The 13,882-nt window shown below is 64.6% G+C and carries 12 protein-coding genes; 8 read left to right on the top strand and 4 right to left on the bottom strand.

From position 1 onward, the window contains the following. Positions 1-317: 317 nt before the first annotated feature. Positions 318-1,343 (bottom strand): LacI family DNA-binding transcriptional regulator, encoded by a 1,026-nt coding sequence (locus GKC28_RS05330; RefSeq protein ID WP_174145723.1) that lies wholly within the window; start codon positions 1,341-1,343, stop codon positions 318-320. A gap of 113 nt (positions 1,344-1,456) precedes the next feature. Between GKC28_RS05330 and GKC28_RS05325 the strand changes: the two genes are divergently transcribed. The 5 genes from GKC28_RS05325 (at position 1,457) to GKC28_RS05305 (ending at position 7,416) form a co-directional block, all read left to right on the top strand. After that, positions 1,457-2,968 (top strand): tripartite tricarboxylate transporter permease, encoded by a 1,512-nt coding sequence (locus GKC28_RS05325; protein WP_174145721.1) that lies wholly within the window; start codon positions 1,457-1,459, stop codon positions 2,966-2,968. Beyond that, complete coding sequence (locus GKC28_RS05320; RefSeq protein ID WP_174145719.1) at positions 2,965-3,420, top strand: tripartite tricarboxylate transporter TctB family protein; 456 nt, start codon at positions 2,965-2,967, stop codon at positions 3,418-3,420. The genes GKC28_RS05325 and GKC28_RS05320 overlap by 4 nt, the downstream gene beginning before the upstream one ends. Positions 3,421-3,461: 41 nt before the next feature. Beyond that, complete coding sequence (locus GKC28_RS05315) at positions 3,462-4,421, top strand: tripartite tricarboxylate transporter substrate binding protein (RefSeq protein ID WP_174145717.1); 960 nt, start codon at positions 3,462-3,464, stop codon at positions 4,419-4,421. Between the two features lie 68 nt (positions 4,422-4,489). Continuing rightward, a complete protein-coding gene (locus GKC28_RS05310; RefSeq protein ID WP_174145716.1) occupies positions 4,490-5,911 on the top strand; it encodes an aldehyde dehydrogenase family protein in 1,422 nt (473 codons plus the stop codon). Continuing rightward, the gene (locus GKC28_RS05305; protein ID WP_174145715.1) at positions 5,908-7,416 is read left to right on the top strand and encodes an AMP-binding protein; all 1,509 of its coding nucleotides are present in this window, start codon (positions 5,908-5,910) and stop codon (positions 7,414-7,416) included. Before GKC28_RS05310 ends, GKC28_RS05305 begins: the two co-directional genes overlap by 4 nt. A gap of 131 nt (positions 7,417-7,547) precedes the next feature. On the opposite strand, the gene GKC28_RS05300 is transcribed toward GKC28_RS05305, so the two are convergent. The 3 genes from GKC28_RS05300 to GKC28_RS05290 form a co-directional block, all read right to left on the bottom strand. Further along, positions 7,548-9,086, bottom strand: a complete 1,539-nt coding sequence (locus tag GKC28_RS05300) for a tripartite tricarboxylate transporter permease (RefSeq protein ID WP_174145713.1) — start codon at positions 9,084-9,086, stop codon at positions 7,548-7,550. Between the two features lie 12 nt (positions 9,087-9,098). Next, the gene (locus GKC28_RS05295; RefSeq protein WP_174145711.1) at positions 9,099-9,530 is read right to left on the bottom strand and encodes a tripartite tricarboxylate transporter TctB family protein; all 432 of its coding nucleotides are present in this window, start codon (positions 9,528-9,530) and stop codon (positions 9,099-9,101) included. Positions 9,531-9,620: 90 nt separating this feature from the next. Then, entirely contained in the window at positions 9,621-10,598 is a 978-nt protein-coding gene (locus GKC28_RS05290) for a tripartite tricarboxylate transporter substrate binding protein (RefSeq protein WP_174145709.1), read from the bottom strand. 157 nt (positions 10,599-10,755) lie between these two features. On the opposite strand from GKC28_RS05290, the gene GKC28_RS05285 reads away from it, so the two are divergent. The 3 genes from GKC28_RS05285 to GKC28_RS05275 are packed head-to-tail and all read left to right on the top strand — an operon-like array spanning position 10,756 to position 13,848. Beyond that, entirely contained in the window at positions 10,756-11,427 is a 672-nt protein-coding gene (locus GKC28_RS05285; protein WP_174145707.1) for a response regulator transcription factor, read from the top strand. After that, positions 11,420-12,811: a sensor histidine kinase gene (locus GKC28_RS05280; RefSeq protein WP_174145705.1), complete on the top strand. Its 1,392-nt coding sequence runs from the start codon at positions 11,420-11,422 to the stop codon at positions 12,809-12,811. The genes GKC28_RS05285 and GKC28_RS05280 overlap by 8 nt, the downstream gene beginning before the upstream one ends. Then, positions 12,808-13,848 (top strand): ABC transporter substrate-binding protein, encoded by a 1,041-nt coding sequence (locus tag GKC28_RS05275; protein WP_174145703.1) that lies wholly within the window; start codon positions 12,808-12,810, stop codon positions 13,846-13,848. Before GKC28_RS05280 ends, GKC28_RS05275 begins: the two co-directional genes overlap by 4 nt. Positions 13,849-13,882: the final 34 nt, after the last annotated feature.

Below are 13,882 nucleotides of genomic sequence, written 5' to 3'. Positions count from 1 at the left end.
TGGTTGCCGAGTGCCGTTCCGGCACAAAAGAGCAGCCCGGGGCCGATGAGGACGAGGTGCAGTTTATGAACGCAGTATCTGCGGCCCCCCGGCGCATGCCGGTATTTTTTCATTCGCTCAAATTTGCCTGCGCGGTGGCTCTAAGCCTCACCGTCAGCCTGAGCAGCGCAAGCGCTCAGGGCGGCAAACGCGTCTCCGGAGAAACCACGCTGGCAAAAGGGACTTACGTCTGTTCTCCCAGCGGGTTTGGACGGAAGTCCAAATGCTATCGCCGGTAACAGCCTGCTGCATTCGGCCGCTCATCTTCTGATTTGCCGTCAGGCGGCCGAACCAGTTGTCCCCCGGACGATGCTTTCCAGCCCGCAGCGCAGCCTGAACGGTTCGCGTGTGTCCGATGTGATGTAAGCCGTAAATCGTTTCCCGGCAAGCGATCCGATGGTTTCGGCCGGAATGCGTATGGTGGTCAGCCCCGGTTCGATATCCGCTGACCCCTTGAAATCCCCAATTCCAATAATTGATACATCCTCGGGCACCCGCAAGCCGCGGCTTTGCGCGCCGTACAGAGCGCCTTGGGCGATCACATCATTACCGCACAACAGTGCTGTCGGCCTGGCTCTCGCCGAAAGCAGGCTGATCGCCGCCAGCTTGGCCTGCGCGACACTGTAGGGGGCCTCAGACATGCGGTATTCCGGAACAGATACGCCATTTTCCTGCAGTGTCTCCATTACCGACGATAACCTGTATTGCGCCCTGTCATTGCCGCGGGTGTCGGGAAAGATCAGGCCGATGTCCCGGTGCCCCAGTTCCAGCAAGTGCTCCGCCGCCATCCGCCCGGCCAGGCGATTATCCGCGCCGACACAGGGCAATTCGGAATCCTCAGCATAATTCCAAATCGCCATTGCAGGTGTTTCCTGCTGCGCAATCAGCCGCGAGGTGGCCTCGGAATGCTCCAGCCCGATCAGCGCCACCCCGTCCACCCGGTGCTCCATCAGCTTGCGCACCATTTCGTATTCGCGTTCGAGGTCGTAGCCATGCGACGCCAGCAGCAGGGTAAACCCGGCCTGATCGATGGCGTCTGAAAACGCCTGGATCACCTCGGCGAAAATCGCGTGGTTGATGGTCGGCACCACCAGCCCGATGGTGCCCGACCGCTTGCCGTGCATCATCTGCGCCGCGCGGTTCCGGACATAGCCCAGTTTCTGCACCGCACGGGTGATCTTCTTGCGAGTCGCCGGGCTTACCAGATCGGGGTGATTGAAGGTGCGCGACACCGTTGAGGGCGACACTTTTGCAGCCTTTGCCACCGCAACGATATCCACGTTACCCTTCTGTTTCGGCGCCATAATCTCCCCTCCCCCGGCAAGATTAATGAAAACGTTTGCAATACTATTTTCATGGCCTAACCTGTTTTGTCAACAAAAGTAAAAGCGCGATCAGCCGGGTTGGGAGGCCCCGAATGGACTTCATATTTTACTTCGGAGAAGTTTTCTCACCGCTGTCATTCCTGCTGCTTTTGGGCGGCACCATCGGCGGCCTGATCCTGGGGGCGACCCCGGGGCTTTCCCCCACCATGGCCGTGGCGCTGCTGATCCCTTTCACCTTCCATCTGGAGGCGGTGCAGGGCCTGATCCTGCTGGGGGCTGCCTATACCTCCACCGTGGCGGGCGGCGCGGTCAGCGCGATCCTGCTGAAGATCCCCGGCGCGCCCGCCAATATCGCCACCACGCTGGACGGCCACAAGATGGCCAAACAGGGCCAGGGCGCCAAGGCGCTGCAGCTGTCGTTCCTGGCCTCCGCGGTCGGCGGCATCTTCGGCGTGCTGCTGCTGATCTTCCTGACCCCGCTGCTGGCCCAGTGGGCGCTGGCCTTCGGCCCCTCGCATCTGTTTTGGCTGGCGATCCTGGGCGTCACGGTGATCGGCTCGCTGGACTCGGCCTCCGTGGTCAAGGGGCTGCTGTCCGGCTGCATCGGCTTGTGGCTGGCCACCATCGGGTTCGACGACATCATGGGCGCCCAGCGGTTCATCTTCCACCCGTCGCTTGGCGGCGGCATCAACATCATCGCGGCGCTGATCGGCCTCTTTGCCATCCCGCAGGTGCTCACCATGTTCGCCAAGGGCCGCCGCGCGGACGGCGCCGAGGTGATCGAAGTGCAGAAGCATTCCGTGCTTGACGCCACCCGCGAACTGCTGCGCCGCCCGCGCGCCCTTGGCATCGGCACCATCACCGGCTCCATCATCGGGCTGATCCCCGGCGTCGGCGGTCAGATCGCCGGGCTTGTGGCCTATGACCAGACCAAGAAGTTCTCCTCCGAGAAGGAGAAATTCGGCCACGGCCACAGCGAAGGCGTGATCGCAGCGGAATCCGCCAACAACGCCATGGTCGGCCCGTCGCTGGTGCCGCTCCTGACGCTGTCGATCCCAGGCAGCCCCACCGCCGCGGTGCTGCTGGGCGGCCTGCTGATCCACGGCATTTTCCCGGGCTCCGATCTCTTTGACAATCACCCCGACGTGGCCTGGACCTTCATCAACTCAATGCTGGTGGGCCAGGTCCTGATGTGCCTCTTCGGCCTCTATGTGGCAGGCCTCGCCGCCCGCGTCGCCCAGGTGCCGCAATCGGTGATGGCCGCCATCGTGCTCGCCCTCTCCGTCTTCGGTGCCTACTCGGTGCAAAGCTCGATGGGCGACGTCTACGTGATGGCCTGCCTCGGCATCGGCATGTACTTCCTGGAACGTTTCGGCTTCTCCGCCGCGCCGCTGGTGCTGGGCCTGATCCTGGGCCCGATCGCGGAGTCGAACTTCATTCAGGGCGGCATGATCGCCGACGCCACCGTCGGCAAGTCCGCCTACTTCCTGACCGGCGGGCTGAACATCTTCCTGATCGCCGTGGTTGTCGCCTCCATCGCTTACTCGGCCTGGATGGAGCTGCGCAGCCGCCGCTACACCACCAAAGAGGAGGCCCAGGCATGAACCGGTCTCAGCACATCCTTGGCTCCGGTCTGGTCTTTGCCGTCGGCATCTGGGTCGCCTGGGTCAGTTACACCCAGCAGCCTGCCGAGGCCTTCCTGTTTCCCCGCCTGATCGCATCCGTCTTTGTGGTGCTGGCGGGCTGGACCTTCGGCAAGGCCGCCCTCGGACTCAGCAAGGTCGGCTCCGGCGTGTCCCGGACAATGTTCCTGAACATGGTTCCGGGTCTGTCGTTGATGCTGGTCTATGTCTTCTGGGCCGCCAAGGCGCTGGGGTTCTACACCGCTACCGCCATCGGGTTTTTCATCCTGCTGTCGCTCTACGACCCGGCGCCGCATTCCGAAGGCAAGACCTGGGTCAAACGCGTGCTGATCACCGCCGTCTTCGTGGCGGTGATGTACGGCCTCTTTGCCAAACTGCTGAGCGTCTACACGCCGCGGGAAATTCTGTTCTGACCGCCGGAACGCGGTCCGAAACCAATAGGGAGGAGAAGAAAATGAAGAAACTGATTGCAGGCGCTGCCATCGCGCTGATGGGACTGGCAGGCGCTGCCATGTCCGAGGAATACCCGGAACGCCCGATCATGATGATGGTCTCCTACGGGGCTGGCGGGGCAACTGATTTTCAGGCCCGGATCGTCACCATGACCGCCGGCAACGAGGATGCGCTGGGAATGCCCATCGCCATCATCAACAAGCCCGGCGCCGGCGGCCGTGTCGGCTGGAACTGGTTTGCGACCCAGGCCGATGCCGACGGCTATACGCTCGCGGCCTACAACGTGCCCCATTTCATCGCCCAGTCGATCAAGGGCGGCGTGCAGTATTCCGCGGAGAGTTTCGAACCGATCGCCAACTGGGGCGCCGACCCGGCAGTGTTTGTCGTGGGTGCTGACAGCCCGTTCAACTCGATGGCCGATGTGGTCGCCTACGCTCAGGGGAACCCGGGCAAGCTGACATTTTCCGGCGCCGGCCTGTTTGTCGGCCACCACATCGCGGCGCTGCAGATCGAAAAGGCCGCTGGCGTGAAAATGGCCTACATCCCGACCAAGGGCGGCGGCGCCGCTGCGATGAAGGCAGTGATCGCCGGTGAGGTTATGGGCGGCATCAACAACCTGTCGGATGCCTACCGTGCGCAGGAGGCCGGCAACGTCAGGATCCTGGGGGTTGCCGACCTGCAGCGCTCCGATTTCCTGCCCGACGTGCCCACCATGCAAGAGCAAGGTCTGGAGGTCGACAACTCCTCCGTCAATTTCCGCGGCGTGATGGTGCCCAAGGGCACTCCGCAAGAGGTGATCGACAAGCTCGCCGCAACCGTGCCTGCGATGTTCGCCAATGACCGGGTCTCCAAGAAGATGGCGGCCGGCGGCTCGCCCATGCACATCATGACCCGCGACGAGGTCAAGGAGATGTGGGCCGCCCGCGAACAGACACTGAAAGAGCTTCTGGCAGGGCTCTGATCCCAGCCGGAACTCCTCCGGGGCGCGCACAGCCGCAGCGCGCCCCGGCCTAGAAATCGAGGTAAGACATGAACGCTCAGGACGCACTCGCCTCCGGCGCCGCCGAGGTGGAACAGATCGTGGTGCGCGCCCGCACCGCCCAACAGGACTTTGAAGCCAGGGGAAGCCAGGCTCTCTATGACAAGGCTGCCCTGGCGGCCGGATGGGCCATCATGGAGCCCGCCCGCAACCGCGCCCTGGCTGAACTTGCGGTGGAAACCACCGGCCTCGGCAACGTGCCGGATAAGATCACCAAGAACCACCGCAAGACGCTGGGCCTGCTGCGCGACATTGCGGGTGCCCGGACCCACGGCATCATCAGCGACAACCCTGATACCGGCATAACCGAAATCATGCGCCCCATCGGCGTGATCGGCGCCGTTGTCCCCTCGACCAACCCGGCGGCGACGCCTGCCAACAACATCATCAACGCGCTGAAGGGCGGCAATGCCATCGTCGTGGCTCCCTCCCCCAAGGGCGTCGCCTCCTGCGAGCTGCTGCTGGCCTATATCCACGCCGAGTTTGCCAAGCTGGGTCTCAATCCTGATCTGGTGCAGATGATCCCGGCCCCCGGCTCCAAGGCCAAGACCCAGGCGCTGATGGAGGCCGCTGACCGGGTGATCTGCACCGGCAGCCAGAACAACGTCCACCGCGCCCAGTCCTGCGGCACGCCTGCCGTGGCTGTCGGCGCCGGCAATGTCACGGTGATCGTGGATGAAACCGCGGATCTGGCGGAGGCCGCGGCCAAGATCGCCGCCTCCAAGTGTTTCGACAATGCCACCTCCTGTTCCTCGGAAAATTCCGTCGTGGTGGTGGATGCCATCTATGACCAGTTCATTGCAGCGCTCGCCCGGGAAGGCGGCGCGCTGGTGCCCGAGGCCGAGGCAGATGGCATCATCGCCAGACTCTGGCCGGACGGCCATCTGAACCGCGAGGTCATCGCCCAGGACGCGGGCAGGATGCTGGCCGCGCTGGACATGACCGGCAAAGTCCCCCCAGAGACCAAATTCCTGGCGGTGGAAACCAAGGGCATCGGCCCGGACCACCCGCTGTCCGGCGAGAAGCTGAGCCGCATCCTCGCCGTCTACCGGGCTGCGGATTACGCGGATGCCAAGGCCATCGCCGCCCGCATCCTCACCTACCAGGGCGCGGGCCACTCGATCGGCATCCACACCGCCAAGGACGAACGCGCCGTCGGACTGGGCCGCGAGATGCCGGCCTGCCGGGTGATCGTCAACCAGGCCCATACCTTCGCCACCGGTGGTGCCTTCACCAACGGAATGCCGTTCTCCCTGTCAATGGGCTGCGGCAGCTGGGGCGGAAATTCCATCGACACCAACCTCAACTGGCGCCACTTCGTGCAAACCACCAGGATCGTGCGCGAAATCCCTGCCCGCGAACCCGCGCTCCAGGACATCTTTGCCAGCTACTGGGCGGAGGCGGGGCAATGAGGGAACCGCCCAAGGGAACCATCCGCGACTGGCTCGACACACGCGCCGCAGAGGGCGGCACCGGCTTTGTCTTTCCAGACGGCGGCCCCGATCTGAGCTGGCAGGAGCTGCGCAAGACGGCAAAGGCAATCGCCGGCTACCTGACCGGCAAGGGAATCGCCAAGGGCGAAAGCATCGCCATCCTGCACCCCAACGGGCGCGAAGCGCTTGAATGCCTGTTCGGCGTGCTTTACGGCGGTTTCCGCGCCACCATGATCAACCTGGTTGCCGGCAACAGCGCGGTGTCCTACGCCCTGCAGCACAGCGGCGCCCGCTTTGCCTTTGTCCACCCCAGCCAGACGGACCTGTTTCACGAGACTGCCAGCCTGCCATTTCTCTCCCCTTTGGACCAGGCGGCAGCAACTGGCGGGTCACCGGCAGAGCTGCACCCGCTCTCCGCCGGTGACCACGCCCTGCTGATGTACACCTCCGGCACTACCGGCCGCCCCAAGGGCGTGGTGCACAGCCACGCCAGCCTGCTGGCGGGCGGCTGGACCACCGCCGTGGCGCATGAGCTGACACCGCAGGACCGCGGCCTCTGCGTGCTGCCCATCTACCACATCAACGGGCTGTGCGTGACCGTGATGGGCGCGCTGATCTCCGGCGGTTCGCTCGCGATGTGCACGCGGTTCTCTGCGAGCCGTTTCTGGGCTCATGCCGGCTGGTCGCAGGCGACCTGGTTCTCGGTGGTGCCCACCATCATCTCGCATTTGCTGCATTCGGACCTGGACCCCGTCGAAAGCACCAGGGCGCGCCTCCGCTTCGGCCGTTCTGCCTCATCTGCCTTGGCCCCGGATGTGCAGCGCGCGTTTGAAGACCGCTTCGGCATGCCGGTGATCGAAACCATGGGCCTGACAGAGACGGCAGCCCAGATCCTGTCGAACCCCCTGCCCCCGGGCATCCGCAAGATCGGCTCCCCCGGCATCGCCTTTGGCAACGAAGTGACGATCCTGGATGCAAACCTTCAGCCCGTCACCAATGGCAGCGCAGGCGAGCTGGCGGTGCGCGGCCCCAACGTGATGCTGGAATACCTGAACAACCCGGAAGCCACAGCCGCAACCTTCACACCCGACGGCTGGCTGCGCACCGGCGATCTGGGGCGGATCGACGGCGACGGCTATGTCTTCGTCACCGGGCGCCTGAAGGAGCTGATCATCAAAGGCGGCGAAAACATCGCCCCGCGCGAGATCGACGAGGCGCTCTATTCCCACCCGGACGTGATCGAGGCCGCCGCCTTCGGGCGCCCCTGCAAAAGCTATGGTGAAACAGTTGAAGCCGCCGTGAAAATCCGCGGCGGATCGGAACTGACGCCGCTGGAACTGATCGAACTCTGCCAGTCCCAGCTTGGGAAGTTCAAGTCCCCTGACGAGGTGTATTTCCTGAACGATTTGCCCAAAGGCCCGTCAGGAAAAATACAGCGGAACAAGATTCTGGCGGCGATTCCCAACGCAGCCCGTTCCGACTGAGCTACCTTGTCCGGCGCTCCCGAAATCCCGGGATGAGGCGCGGTCGCCAAGTGCTGAAGGGGTGAATCCGTCGAGCTTCAAGAAAACTAGCAGCCATTCCAGAGAGCGCCCTGCAATGGCTGCTCGCTTGGTCAGTCGCTGATCGCGCCTTCCTCGTCCTGGCGCTGGTGCATCTTGGCCCTTACTCGCGCACCGACGATCAGCGGCAGCACAAACCCGATGATCGCTATCGCCCAAAGCGCGATGGACAGCGGGCTGTCCACAAGGGTCCACCAGTTGCCGTTGTCGATGGTCACCGCACGGCGCAGGTTGTTCTCCATCGCGTTGCCCAAGAGCGTGCCCAGGATGACCGGCACCAGCGGCACATCCAGCTTGCGCAGCACCCAGCCCAACACACCGAAGCCGATCATCACCAACAGATCGAAGGTGCTGCCGGAAATGCCGTAGATGCCGACGAAGCTCACCATCGCCACAATCGGCATCAGGATCCGAGACGGGATCATCAGCACGCGGGTGAACAGCCCAACCATCGGGATATTCATCGCCAGCAGCATGAAGTTGGCAATGAACAGCGCCGCTATCAGGCCCCAGACCACGTCCGGGTTCTGGCTGAACAGCAGTGGCCCGGGCGTGATGTTGAGTGCCAGCAGCACCGCCAGCAGAACTGCGGTTGTCCCCGAGCCGGGCACCCCAAGTGCCAGCATCGGCACCAGCGCGCCGCCGGCAGCCGCGTTATTGCCGGCCTCGGGCGCTGCCACGCCGCGCGGATCGCCGGTGCCGAAAGTGCCCTCCTTGTCGACCAGCTTCTTTTCCATCGAGTAGGAGATGAACGATCCCAGCGAAGCCCCGGCGCCGGGCAGCACCCCGGCAATGAACCCGAGGAAGGACGTCCGCAGCATGGTCGGGGTGGTCTGCCGGATCATCGCCATTGGCGGGTAGAGCTTGCCGATGGTCAGCTTGCGCCCTGCCGCGTCCGATCCGCCGTGCCGGGTTTCCAGGAAGATGAAGACCTCGGACAGGGCAAACAGGCCAACGATGGCGACCAGGAAGTCAAGCCCGTCATAGAGATGCACCTCACCGAAGGTGAAGCGCGGCACGCCGGTCTGGGTATCGACGCCGATGGTTGCCAGTCCCAGCCCCAGCGCCGCGGCAAAGGCCGATTTCGCCTGGTTGGTAGAGGACACGCCGCCCAGCGTCATGAAAGCCAGCGCGAACAGGGCGAAATACTCGGCCGGGCCGAACAGCAGAGCGATCTTCACCAGCTGCGGTGCCAGCAGGATCAGCCCCCAGGTGGCCAGGAACGCACCGACGAAGGACGCGATGCCCGACAGCGACAGGGCTTCGCCCGCCAGCCCCTTCTTGGCCATCGGGTGGCCGTCCAGGCATGTCATCATGGCCGGCTCATCCCCGGGAATATTCAGCAGGATCGAGCTGATGCGCCCGCCGTACATGGCGCCATAGTAGACACTGGTCAGCAGGATCAGCGAGGGCGTCGCCCCCAGCCCCATGGTAAAGGCCAGCGGGATCAGGATGGCGACCCCGTTCGACGGCCCCAGCCCGGGCAGCGCGCCCATGATGGTTCCCAGGAAACACCCCAGCAGCGCCAGGCCTATGTTCTGCCAACTGAGCGCGATGGCAAAACCGTCGCCAAGATTTGCGAGAAGCTCCATGTTCCGCCCTCCTCAGAAGCCAAGCGGACCCTTGGCCAGCGACAGGCCCAGGATCAGGTGAAAGGTGACATAGATGCCAACGGAAGTGCCCGCGCCCACGGCTGCCGCCTCCAGCGGTCCCGACCCCAGCCGCCAGGCCAGATAGGCGGCGGCAAAGGCGGTGGCGATGACAAAACCCGCGACGGGCAGCATCTCGGCATAGAGGATCAGCACCACCACCGCGGCAGCCACTTCCGCCAGCCGTCCCAGGGCGGGCCAATGCGGTTCCGGGTCCGGGCGCAGCGCGATCACGGCGCTCGACAGACCGAGGATGGCAGCAATGATCAGGGGAAAGGCCTTGGGGCCGACGGCATCGGAAAGAAAGCTTTCCTCGATCGCAAGCGCGGCAAAGACATAGCCGGCAGCAAGGATCATGCCGAAGACACCGAAGATACGATCGCTCATGGCGGTCTCCAGTTCAGGTGTCAGGCGGGACCAGCCCGCCGAAGGGGCCGCATGGCTGCGCGGCTTCCTCCCGGGCTGGCCCGGCGCAGGTTACTTGATGATGCCGATCTCTTTGGAAATCGACTGGATCTGCGCAACCGAACCGGCCACGAAATCCTGGAACGCGGCGCCCTGCAGGTCCAGCGGCGCCAGGCCGTTGGCGGCCATTACGTCTTTCCACTCGTCAGAGGCATAGAGATCGCCGATTTTGGAAACCCAGGCATCATAGGCCTCGTCCGACATGCCGCCCGGCGCATAAAAGCCGCGCCAGTTGGCGCCGATGGCATCAACGCCCTGTTCCTTGGCGGTCGGGAAATCCGCGAACTCACCCGGCAGGCGCTCTGGCGACAGCACCGCGATCACCTTGATATCACCGGAATCCACGAATCCCTTGGCTTCGGAAATGTCGCCGGTAAAGGCCTGCACCGACCCGGCCAGCAGCTGGGTCACGGCCTCGCCGCCGCCGTCAAAGGCGATGTATTTCACGGTGCGCACATCTTCGATGCCATAGGCACTGGCCGCGATCAGCACCTTCAGGTGATCCCAGCCGCCAACCGCAGAGCCGCCGGCGACAGAGACCGAGGACGGATCGGCCTTGATGGTGTCCAAGAGCTGCGGCAGCGTCTCGATGCCGCTGTCAGCGGCAACCGCGATCACACCGTAGTCGGCGCCGATGGAGGCCAGCCAGCGCACCTGGTCCATGCTGTTGCCCGGATAGGCGCCCTGCGCCAGGCGGGTTGCGGTGGCGCTGGAGGCGGCGACGATCAGGTTGCCATCGTCCACGCGCTTGTTGACCACCTCGGCAAAGGCCACGCCGCCGCCGCCGCCGGCCAGGTTCACGACCTGCATGGTCTTGTCTATCAGCCCTAGATCCTGCAGCGACTTGCCGACCTGGCGGCAGGTGAAGTCCCAGCCGCCGCCCGGGTTGGCCGGGGCGATGCACTCGGGGTTTTCCTGCGCGCCGGCGGCAAGGGCAGACAGTGACAGGGCGGCAGCGGCAACCAGGCCGCGGGTGACGGTGAATTTCATATGTTCCTCCTCAGGTCATGGCCGGCGCACTCCCAAGCGCCGGAAATCCCCCTGCAAGAAATCGCTTTGGCAGCCCCTTTCCTGCGGGTTAGACATGTTTACCCATTGAAGCTGTCACCAACCTGTCGCCGGTTTCAGCAAAGCGGAGAGCCATAAGATGCGGGTCCTGATGGTCGAGGATGCAGAGGATCTGGCCGAGGGCGTGATTGCACACCTGGCCCGCTGCGGCATTGTCTGCGATCTGGCGCCGGACATCGAAAGCGCCCGAGACTGCCGCGCCGTGCAGCGCTATGATGCGGTGATCCTCGACATCAACCTGCCGGACGGTTCCGGCTTGTCGCTGCTGCGCGAAATGCGCCTGGCGGGCGACCCGGCACCGGTGCTTATGCTGACCGCGCTGACCTCTGTGGACGACCGGGTGGCGGCACTGGACCAGGGAGCGGATGATTACCTGGGCAAGCCTTTCGACCAGCGGGAACTGGAGGCGCGGCTGCGGGCGCTGGTGCGCAGGCAGGCAGAGCGCAAAGAAGAGCAGGTCATCCTCGGTTCGCTGGCCTTTTCCCCCAGCGACCGCAGCGCCCGGCTGAACGGGCGTCTGCTGGAGCTGACCCGGCGGGAGGCGGCGCTTTTGGATATGCTGATCCGCCACCAGGGCCGCTACCTCTCCAAGTCCCGGCTCTATGACTCGCTTTATGGTTTCGACGATGCCGACGTTGGCGAAAACGCGATCGAGCTTTATATCGCGCGCCTGCGCAAGAAGATCGCGGGCAGCGATGTCAGCATCGCCACCCAGCGGGGGGTCGGTTACCGGCTGCATCTGAATGACTGAGCCGCGCGCGCCGCTCACGCTGGCGGCCCGGGTGCTGGGGGCAGTGCTGCTGATCCTGCTCTTGGGCGGGATGCTGGTGTCCGGCTCCGCCTGGCTGAACGGCCGGCAGGCCGCGCGTCAGGCCTATGACCGCATCCTGCTGGGGGCCGCCAGAGATATTGCCGAGTCGGTCCGCATCGAGGAGGGGGTCCCTGTCGCCGACTTGCCGGTCTCAGCTTTCCAGCTGCTTGCACAGGCACCCGACGACCGCATTTATTATGCCGTTCATGGCCCGGGGCAGATGCTCATAACCGGTGTCGATCCCGAGAGTGAAGTCCAGCTGCCAGAGCCCGGAGCCGGCGGGCCGGATTTCTTCGAAGCCGCGCTCAGCGGCGAACCCGCGCGTTTCGTACGGATCACCCGCCGTTTTGCGGAGCGCAGCTTCTCCGGTCCAGTCGAGGTTGTGGTCGGACAGACACTCCGGGCGCGCAAGGCGATGATAGCGGACCTGATGCTGGACGCGCTTTTGCCCATGGCAGTGGCCGGGCTGGCGTTGGTGATTATGGCCTGGCTGGTCATCCGCACCGCCCTGCGGCCGCTGGATGCCATCACCGAAGACCTGGCCCGCCGTGACCCCTACGACCTGACTCCGATTGCCACCGGCCGACTGCCGCAAGAGCTGCAGGTCGTGCTGGGTTCCATGAATAGGTTCATGGGGCGGCTGGACGGCCAGGTCGAGGCGATGCGCAACCTGATCTCCGACACCGCGCACCAGCTGCGCACCCCGGTCGCTGCAATGCGCGTGCAGGCGGAAACCGCGATTGCCGAGCCCAGCGAAGCCGCCCGCCGCCGCGCATTGGACCGGCTGCTTGCCCGCACCCGGTCTCTGGGCAGCCTTTTGGATCAGCTCCTCAGCCGCGCGCTGGTGGTGCATCGCACTGACAGTGCGCCGCGCCTGCCCGTCGACCTGCGCGAAGTTGCACTGGAGATCATGGAGCGCAACGACCACGCACTGCTGTCCCCAGGCAGCGATCTGCGGCTGGAGATCGGCGTGGACCCGGTGATGGTGCGCGCCGATGCATTTTCACTTGGCGAGGCGGCCGGCAACCTGCTGGTCAATGCGCTCAGGCACGGCACTCCGCCAGTGGCCATAGGTGCAGAGCAACGCGGCGGCGATGCCATCCTGTGGGTGCGCGATGCCGGCCCCGGCCCGGCGCCTGAGGTCACCGCGCAGCTTGGCAGCCGCTTCAACCGCAGTGCCGACGCCCAGGAAAACAGCACCGGCATCGGCTTGTCGATCGTGAACTCCGTGGCCGCTGCCTTTGGCGGCCGGGTAGAGATGGGACACGAGGGAGGCGGCTTCCGCGCTGCGCTGGTCCTGCCCGCCGCGGAGGCTGGAACATGATGCGGGCCTGGCAGATGCTGTCGCTCATTGCCGCGCTGCTGCCTGTTTCGGCCGCCGCGCAGGAGGCGACCGTGCGGTATGGCAGCGGCCCGGTGCCTTTTCTGATCCGCTCCACCACCGACAACAGCATCATTCAACCGGTCATGAAACGCTTTGCGGATTTGAACCCGGACCTGACAATCACCTACGAGCAATGGGGCTCAAACGCGCTTTTTGCCCGGAGCCGCGCCGATTGCCGGGATGGCAGCCAGCCTGCCGATGCGGTGCTGTCCTCGGCCGTGCAGCAGATGGTCTGGCTGGTCAACGCGGCCTGTGCGCAGCCGCACCGCTCACCCGCGGCACTGGCGCTGCCGCCGTCGCGGCGCTGGCGCGACGAGCTGTGGGGTATTACCACAGAACCGGCGGTGATCGTCTACAACAAGCGGCTGCTTGACGGCGCCGAGGTGCCGCGCAGCCGCTTTGCCCTGCTCGACGCGCTGCGCGCCGAACCCGGCCTCTACCGCGGCAGGATCGCCACCTATGACATCGCTGTTTCAGGGCTCGGCTATCTGTTTGCTTTCAGCGACAGCCTCGAGGCGACAACATTCGGCGCTCTGATGGAAGGTTTCGCCCGGGTTGATGCCGTTGCCACCTGCTGTTCTGCCGAAATTATCTCAGGCGTGGCGGAAGGCCGGTTTCTGATTGCCTACAACGTCTTAGGATCCTACGTCGCAAATGCATCCGCACCGGAGGTCGGCCTCATCCTGCCCGAGGACTACACGCTGGTCCTGTCCCGCGCCTACATGATCCCGCGGCATGCCAAGCATAAGAAAACAGCTGCTGACTTTCTCGATTTCCTGCTGAGCACAGAGGCGCAGGATCTGCTGGCCCAGGCTGGACTTGTCACCCAGATCGCAGACGCCGAATCCGGGCTTACCGCCAGCGCCCGCAGAAACATCCCCCTGTCACCATCCCTGCTGGTAGCGCTTGATGCCAACCGGCGCGCGCTGCTGCTCAAGTTCTGGAGCGATACCTTTGGCCAAGGAGCCGGCCCTTGAACAACCTCCAAGGGTCACAGCGGTGCAAGACGGC

The organism is Leisingera sp. ANG59 (assembly GCF_013317235.1).
In the GTDB taxonomy this organism is placed as follows: domain Bacteria; phylum Pseudomonadota; class Alphaproteobacteria; order Rhodobacterales; family Rhodobacteraceae; genus Leisingera.
This window is presented reverse-complemented; position numbering and strand designations above follow the sequence as displayed.

Excerpts from the sequence above, each read along its gene's own strand:
- GKC28_RS05295 (WP_174145711.1), bottom strand. The coding sequence starts at position 9,530 with ATGAGCGATCGTATCTTCGGTGTCTTCGGCATGATCCTTGCTGCCGGC.
- GKC28_RS05320 (WP_174145719.1), top strand. The coding sequence starts at position 2,965 with ATGAACCGGTCTCAGCACATCCTTGGCTCCGGTCTGGTCTTTGCCGTC.
- GKC28_RS05325 (WP_174145721.1), top strand. The coding sequence starts at position 1,457 with ATGGACTTCATATTTTACTTCGGAGAAGTTTTCTCACCGCTGTCATTC.
- GKC28_RS05285 (WP_174145707.1), top strand. The coding sequence starts at position 10,756 with ATGCGGGTCCTGATGGTCGAGGATGCAGAGGATCTGGCCGAGGGCGTG.
- GKC28_RS05310 (WP_174145716.1), top strand. The coding sequence starts at position 4,490 with ATGAACGCTCAGGACGCACTCGCCTCCGGCGCCGCCGAGGTGGAACAG.
- GKC28_RS05280 (WP_174145705.1), top strand. The coding sequence starts at position 11,420 with ATGACTGAGCCGCGCGCGCCGCTCACGCTGGCGGCCCGGGTGCTGGGG.
- GKC28_RS05290 (WP_174145709.1), bottom strand. The coding sequence starts at position 10,598 with ATGAAATTCACCGTCACCCGCGGCCTGGTTGCCGCTGCCGCCCTGTCA.
- GKC28_RS05275 (WP_174145703.1), top strand. The coding sequence starts at position 12,808 with ATGATGCGGGCCTGGCAGATGCTGTCGCTCATTGCCGCGCTGCTGCCT.
- GKC28_RS05315 (WP_174145717.1), top strand. The coding sequence starts at position 3,462 with ATGAAGAAACTGATTGCAGGCGCTGCCATCGCGCTGATGGGACTGGCA.
- GKC28_RS05305 (WP_174145715.1), top strand. The coding sequence starts at position 5,908 with ATGAGGGAACCGCCCAAGGGAACCATCCGCGACTGGCTCGACACACGC.
- GKC28_RS05330 (WP_174145723.1), bottom strand. The coding sequence starts at position 1,343 with ATGGCGCCGAAACAGAAGGGTAACGTGGATATCGTTGCGGTGGCAAAG.
- GKC28_RS05300 (WP_174145713.1), bottom strand. The coding sequence starts at position 9,086 with ATGGAGCTTCTCGCAAATCTTGGCGACGGTTTTGCCATCGCGCTCAGT.